This window comes from Brevundimonas sp. (assembly GCF_016463485.1).
In the GTDB taxonomy this organism is placed as follows: Bacteria; Pseudomonadota; Alphaproteobacteria; order Caulobacterales; family Caulobacteraceae; genus Brevundimonas.
On record NZ_JAEMRD010000175.1, the window covers coordinates 1 to 6,524 of the forward strand.

Below are 6,524 nucleotides of genomic sequence, written 5' to 3' on the forward strand. Positions count from 1 at the left end.
CCTTCCACGAGACGGTCTACAAGGACAACCCCCAGCATTTCGACTACGAGGCCGTGGCTACGGCGGTGTTCAGCCAGCCGCCGGTGGGCGTCGTTGGCCTCAGCGAAAGCGAGGCACGGCACTCTTGCTCGGGCGAGGTCGACGTCTATGTGACCCGTTTCCGGCCGATGAAGTACGCCTTCACTGGCTCCGACGAGCGCGTCCTGATGAAGCTGGTTGTCGATGGCACGACGCAGAAGGTCGTCGGCGTTCACATCGTCGGCCCCGAGGCTCCCGAGATGATCCAGCTGGCCGCCATCGCCGTAAAGGCCGGCCTGACCAAGGCCCAGTGGGACGCCACCTGCGCCGTCCACCCCACCATGGCCGAGGAACTGGTCACCCTGAAGGAGAAACAGTCCCCGACGATGAGCGCGGGGTGACGAGGTTGAAGTTCCGCTACCAGCGGCAACGCGCGGAGTTTTATTGTCGTAACAGGTCTACAGGACTATATCGCGCGGCATGACCAACCGCTGGACCCCTGAATCCTGGAGATCGAAGCCCGTCGTGCATATGCCGATGGACTATCCGGACCCGCGCGCCCTGACCGCCGTCGAGGACGAACTGCGTGCCATGCCGCCGCTGGTCTTCGCGGGCGAGGCGCGGACCCTGACCGCCAAACTGGCCCAGGTCGAGGCGGGCGACGCTTTCCTGTTGCAGGGCGGCGACTGCGCCGAGAGCTTCAAGGAGTTCTCGACCGACAACATCCGCGACACCTTCCGCCTGATACTCCAGATGGCCGTCGTCCTGACGTTTGCGGGCCGCAAGCCGGTGGTCAAGGTCGGCCGTATTGCCGGTCAATTCGCCAAGCCGCGTTCGTCTCCGGTCGAGGAAATCGACGGCGTGACCCTGCCGTCCTATCGCGGCGACAACATCAACGGCTCGGCCTTCACGGCGGAAGATCGCATTCCCGATCCGCAGCGCCTGCTGAAGGCCTACAACCAGTCGGCCTCGACGCTGAACCTGCTGCGCGCCTTCGCCAGCGGCGGCTATGCCGACCTGTACAATATCCACCGCTGGACCCTGGGTTTCGCCGACAATGGCGCGGGCGCCCAGTACCGCGAACTGGCCGACAAGATCACCGAGGCCCTGGCCTTCATGGAGGCCGTCGGCGTCACCCCCGAGACCCATCCCGACCTCAGCCGCGTCGAGGTCTTCACCTCGCACGAGGCCCTGCTGCTGAATGTCGAGAGCGCCCTGACGCGGCTGGACGGCGGCACCGGCGAATGGTTCGACACCTCGGCCCATATGCTGTGGATCGGCGAACGCACGCGCCAGCTGGACGGCGCCCACGTCGAGTTCATGCGTGGCATCAAGAACCCGATCGGCGTCAAGTGCGGTCCGACCATGGAGGCCGACGACATCCTGCGCCTCGCCGACGTCCTGAACCCGGACAACACGCCCGGTCGCCTGACCCTGATCGGCCGCTTCGGCGCCGACAAGGTCGGCAAGCGGCTGCCGGGCCTGATGAAGGCGGTCAAGGCGGCGGGCCGCAAGGTGGTGTGGTCGATCGACCCGATGCACGGCAACATCCTGAAGGCCGAAAACGGCTACAAGACCCGGCCCTTCGACCGGATCATGAGCGAGGTCCGCACCTTCATCGACGTGGCCGAGGCCGAAGGGGTCCACCCCGGCGGCGTGCATCTGGAGATGACCGGTCAAAACGTGACCGAATGCCTGGGCGGGGCGACCGAAGTCACCGAGGACGACCTGTCCAGCCGCTACCACACCCACTGCGACCCGCGCCTCAACGCCGACCAGGCGCTCGAACTGTCCTTCCTGGTGGCTGAGCGGCTCAAGCTCGGGCGTCTGAACCAGTCACGGGCGGCCTAGAGCCTGATCGGGCGAGGGCTACCGAGGTCGTGAATCAGGCTCTTGCCGGACGGTCGAACAGGGTCGCCGCCCGGGCGATGGCGGCCTCGGCGTCGGCGCGGTCCGGCGTCTCGTCGTCGTCGCCGTAGCCGAGCATGTCGCCGCCCCGCAGGCCCTGGACCCCCACGCCGTCGGGCCGCGGGATCACTGACACGCCGTTATAGTACAGGCTGTAGCGGACCTCCGGCTGGGGCGGCAGCCAGGCGATCTGGCCCCTCACCGGCACCACGCTGTCGTCACCGAACAGGGCGCGCGCGCCATAGCCGGTGCAGTTGACGATCACGGGCTGGGGCAGGGTCGAGAGCTCTGTCGGTGAATGGAAGGTCCGTGTCTCGATCCGCCCGCCTTCCCTCAGGAACTCGGTGGTCAACCGTTCGGCCAGGTCGGCGACGTTGAACTGCATCTGCGTCAACCGCCGTGCCGAGGCGACGGGGAAGGGATGCTCCGCGGCCGTCAGCTGGCGTGAGCGCGGCACGATGTCGTTCAGGGCGTCTGGATAGATCGCGAACCGGATTTCCTTGCGCTCCCGCTCAGGCGCGGACGGGGGCTTGGGCGGGCCGGCGGCGTCGGCGAGGATGTATCGGTCCAGAAACGACACCGGCTCGCCCGGCAGACCGACATAGGTCTGATGCCGCGCCCAGGACAGCCGCGCCATCCGCTCCCAGACCGCCGGAAAGGCCGCATCGACCTTGTCCGCATCGGCGATCCGTGAATCCGGCGTCCACATGCCCGACGCTCGCGCCGACCGGCTTTCGGGTAGCCGCTCCGAAGCATAGATCGTCACCTTCGCCCCGGCCCGCTGGAGGGTGATGGCCGTCGTGATTCCTATGGCCCCGCAGCCGATCACGGCCGCCTCGCGCGTCCCACCCTGCATCGCATAGGCCGCCGCGATCGCCGCCGACCCCCACGACAGGGACCAGCCCGAGCCGCCGTGGCCATAGTTGTGGACCACCCGCTTGTCGCCGACGGGCTCGACCTCGATCCGGGGCCCGGCCGCGCGGAACGGCCTCAGGCATACGGTCGTGCGGGTGATCAGCCGCGCATCCAGCCGCAATGGCGCGAGAGGAGCCGGGGCGAGAAACAGGGGCCGTGACGGGGCGATCGTGACCGGCGCTGTCGAGGCGCAGGCCGACAGCGCGCCGCTGATCCCCAGGCCGCCTAGCCCCGACAACAGGACGCGTCGGCTGGTCTCGGCTGAAGGGGTCATGACGCCTCACGGATACGGACCGCGAACCTAGCGTGGCCCCATCCGCCTCGCCAGTGCCTCATCGAAGCCGCAGGGCTTGTCGTGTGGCGACCGGCGCCGCAAATGCTCCGGCAAGCTTCAGGAACCCGCCATGCCCGACCAGATCGGCCGACCCGAGAATGACGATACGCCCGGCCGGGTTGCCTATCAGGGCGCACCCGGTGCCTTCAGCCATGAGGCCTGTATGGCCCTGCGGCCCTGGGACATCGCCGTGCCGTTCGAGAGCTTCGATCTGGCGCTGGGTGCCCTGGCGTCCGGCGATTGCGACCTGGCCCTGATCCCGATCGAGAATTCCACCATCGGTGCCGTCGAGCCCGCCGCGACCCTGGTGCGCGAGGGAGGGTACAGGGTGCTGGCCGACGTTTGGCGACCGATCCGCCACGCCCTGATGGCGCTGCCGGGCACCATGCTGTCGGACATCCGCACGATCGAGAGTCACCCCATCGCCCTCGACCAGTGCCGCAAGACGCTGGAGCATTTCCACTGTCGGATCGTCGTCGCCTTCGACACCGCCGGCGCTGCCCGCGACGTCGCCGAGGCCGGCGACCACACCCGCGCTGCGCTTGCGCCCATGGCCGCGGCTGAGGCCTATGGACTGGAGATTTTGCGCAACGACCTTCAGGATTCGGCCGACAATCGCACGCGTTTTGTGCTGCTGGCACGGACTGAGGGTTGACGGCGCACGATCGTTGCGTGTCTTAAGGGCCGTTACCTGACCGGCAGATCGTCATGATCTGCATCTGGATTCGACCATGTCCCCGCTGCGCGCAAACGTTCTGACCCTTTCGACCCGTTCGCGCGCGGTTGCCTCCTTTTATTTCGGCGGCACCTATTACGGCTTTCGATACGCCGGCTGAGGCCTCGAGCGGCACCCGCTCCTGACAGCCTCGCCGGCGACCGCCCTGACCGGGGCGGCGGCGCACCCATTCGCCCATCATCGAAATTTCCGTATCGAAAGCCCCTCTTAAATGTCCGTCTCCATTCTAGAATCCGACAAAGCCCTCAAACAGGCCACCACCCATGAGCTCTGGCCTGACATGAATCCTGCCGAAATGACCCCCGAGCAGATGGCTCTGGCCGCCCTGCGCGACGAGATCAATCTGATCGACGACCAGTTGCTGGAACTGTTCGAGCGCCGCCTCGCCGTCGCCGCCATGGTCGGCAAGGCCAAGGACGCCCCCCACGGCCCCCACACCAAACTGCGTCCCGATCGCGAACAGACGGTCCAGGCGCGCATGTTGTCGCGTTGCGACCCGCAGAATGCCGAGGCGGTGTCCAGCCTGTGGCGCGAGATCGTCGGCTGGGGCCTGGCGCGCCAGGGCCAGCTTCAGGTCCAGGTCTGGGCTCCGACCGAGCCCACCCGCGCCTTCGACGGTGCCCGCCAGCGCTTCGGCATGGCCGCCGACATCCGCATGGTCCGCGACCCCCAGAAGGCGCTCGCCTTCGCCGCCGAGGGTCACGGCGTCGCCGTCCTGGCCATCAACAACGACGACGCCTGGTGGGTCGGCCTGCGCCGCGAATGGTCAGGCTTGTCGGTGTTCGACGGCTTCGGCCTGGGCGGTGGCGAGCCCACGGCGCTCGCCGTCGGCAAGATCGACCCGCCGGCCCTGCCGACCGGCCGTCGCGTCATCGTCACCGCCGGCGGCGACGCCGGTGACGGTGGTGGTGCCCGCCGCTGGGGCCTGTCGACCCACCACGGCTGGTCTTTGGCCCTCACGGACGCCGATCTGGCACCAGGCGAGGCCGAAGGCTGCGTCGGCGCCATCGGCTGAGCCTGTCGCCGAGTTCATCATGACGCCTTGATCTGGCCTGATTTCACTACAAGTGTAGCGCCACACTTGTAGCGAGGTCGGCCATGATCGAAACCCTGCCCCGGCGCGAACGCGAGGTCTTCGAGACCCTGTGCCGTCTGGAGACGGCGACGGCGGCCGACGTCCGCGCCGCCCTGTCCGACCCTCTCAGCGACTCGGCCGTCCGCACCATGCTGACCCGGCTGGAGGCCAAGGGGCTGGTCAGCCGGGCTGCCGGTGCCGCAGGGGTCGCGTTCAAGCCCGTCTCCCGCCCCGACGACGTGGCCGAGGGCGTGCTGCGCCGAATGGTCGACACCTTCTTCGCAGGCTCGGCGGCCAGCGCCGCGACGGCCCTGCTGGGTCTCGGCGACCGGCTGACGGCCGAGGACGCCGCCGCGCTCAAAGCCCTGATCGACACTGCGGAGCGGCAGGGGGCTGAAGCCAAGAGCGGCGGGGAGGGGCGGTCGTGACCCTGTCGCTTCTGATCGGCCTGCTGCTCAAGTCCAGCCTGATCGCCGCAGGGGGTCTGGCCGTGGCTCACGGCGTGGCCATGCGACCCACTGACCGTGTGCTGGTGCTGCGGGCGACCCTGATCCTGTTGTTGGTCCTGCCGGTGGCGATGACCATCCTGCCGGCGCTGGTGCTGCACGTCCTTCCGGCTTCACAGGCCGCATCTGGCCCGGTCGAACCTCTCTGGTCCGGCACGACGGTGGCGGTCGCAGGCGTCGCCCTGTCGGGAGACCTGCGCTGGCCATCGGCGATCGTCGTCGTCGGATGGGTCTGGGCCGTCGGTGCCCTCATCATCACCGCGCGGGTCGCCGCGGGCATCTGGACCCTGGCGGGCTGGACGCGACAGGCGCAGGTCGTGCGCTGTCCCGACTGGACTGCGGCCCTGACCCGACTGGGCGGTCGTCATCCGCCGCGCCTGTCGGCCAGCCCCCGCGTCGCCGGGCCGTTGAGCTGGGGACTGTCGCCAGGCGCCATCCTGATCGACCGCACCAGCCTGTCCGCGCCCGACACGGCCGCCGCCATCCTGTCCCATGAACTGGCGCATCTGAGGCGGCGTGACTGGCTGTTCCTGATGCTGTCGCGGCTGGCGCTCGCCCTGTTCTGGTTCAATCCCCTGGTCTGGAAGGTCGCGGCCGACCTGGCCTCAGCGTCCGAGGACGCTGCCGACGCCGAGGCCGTGCGCCACGTCGATCGCCACACCTATGCCCGGACCCTGATCGGCCTGGCCGCCGTCCCCAACTCCCCCGTCGCGCTCGCCATGGCGGCCGACCCCCGCTCGCTCAAAAGAAGGATCAAACGCCTCATGACCGCCTCTCGCACCCCGCGCCGTCCCCTGGCCATCGGCCTGTCCATCGCCGCCCTGGTCGTCGTCGCGACGCCGCTCGCCGCACTGGAACTGCACGACCGCGCCCCGACCGCGCCGCTTCCCCCGGTCCCGCCGGTGGCTGTGTCAGCGCCGCCGGCCGCCCCGATCGCAGGGCTTCCGGCCATGCTCCAGATGGCAGCGCCTCCGGCTCCGCCCGCTCCGCCGGAACCGCAGGACGGTATCGCCCCGCCTGCGGTTCCGGCGG

6 protein-coding genes and 1 pseudogene are annotated in these 6,524 nt (G+C 68.9%); 6 read left to right on the forward strand and 1 reads right to left on the reverse strand.

The window, feature by feature from the left end; genetic code table 11:
• Positions 1-419: pseudogene (locus tag JHC99_RS16865) on the forward strand (glutathione-disulfide reductase); the annotation flags it as partial.
• A gap of 79 nt (positions 420-498) precedes the next feature.
• A complete protein-coding gene (locus tag JHC99_RS16870; protein WP_292155796.1) occupies positions 499-1,869 on the forward strand; it encodes a class II 3-deoxy-7-phosphoheptulonate synthase in 1,371 nt (456 codons plus the stop codon).
• A gap of 34 nt (positions 1,870-1,903) precedes the next feature.
• Here JHC99_RS16870 and JHC99_RS16875 read toward each other — a convergent pair whose 3' ends face one another.
• Entirely contained in the window at positions 1,904-3,115 is a 1,212-nt protein-coding gene (locus tag JHC99_RS16875) for an FAD-dependent oxidoreductase (RefSeq protein WP_292155797.1), read from the reverse strand.
• 130 nt (positions 3,116-3,245) lie between these two features.
• Here JHC99_RS16875 and JHC99_RS16880 point away from each other — a divergent pair, with 130 nt between their 5' ends.
• From JHC99_RS16880 to JHC99_RS16895, 4 genes are all read left to right on the forward strand, one after another.
• Positions 3,246-3,830 (forward strand): prephenate dehydratase domain-containing protein, encoded by a 585-nt coding sequence (locus JHC99_RS16880; protein ID WP_292155798.1) that lies wholly within the window; start codon positions 3,246-3,248, stop codon positions 3,828-3,830.
• A gap of 361 nt (positions 3,831-4,191) precedes the next feature.
• Complete coding sequence (locus JHC99_RS16885; RefSeq protein ID WP_292155799.1) at positions 4,192-4,926, forward strand: chorismate mutase; 735 nt, start codon at positions 4,192-4,194, stop codon at positions 4,924-4,926.
• A gap of 83 nt (positions 4,927-5,009) precedes the next feature.
• Positions 5,010-5,414: a BlaI/MecI/CopY family transcriptional regulator gene (locus JHC99_RS16890; RefSeq protein ID WP_292155801.1), complete on the forward strand. Its 405-nt coding sequence runs from the start codon at positions 5,010-5,012 to the stop codon at positions 5,412-5,414.
• On the forward strand, positions 5,411-6,524 hold a 1,114-nt coding region (locus JHC99_RS16895; protein WP_292155802.1), incomplete at its 3' end, for a M56 family metallopeptidase. The genes JHC99_RS16890 and JHC99_RS16895, both read left to right, overlap by 4 nt.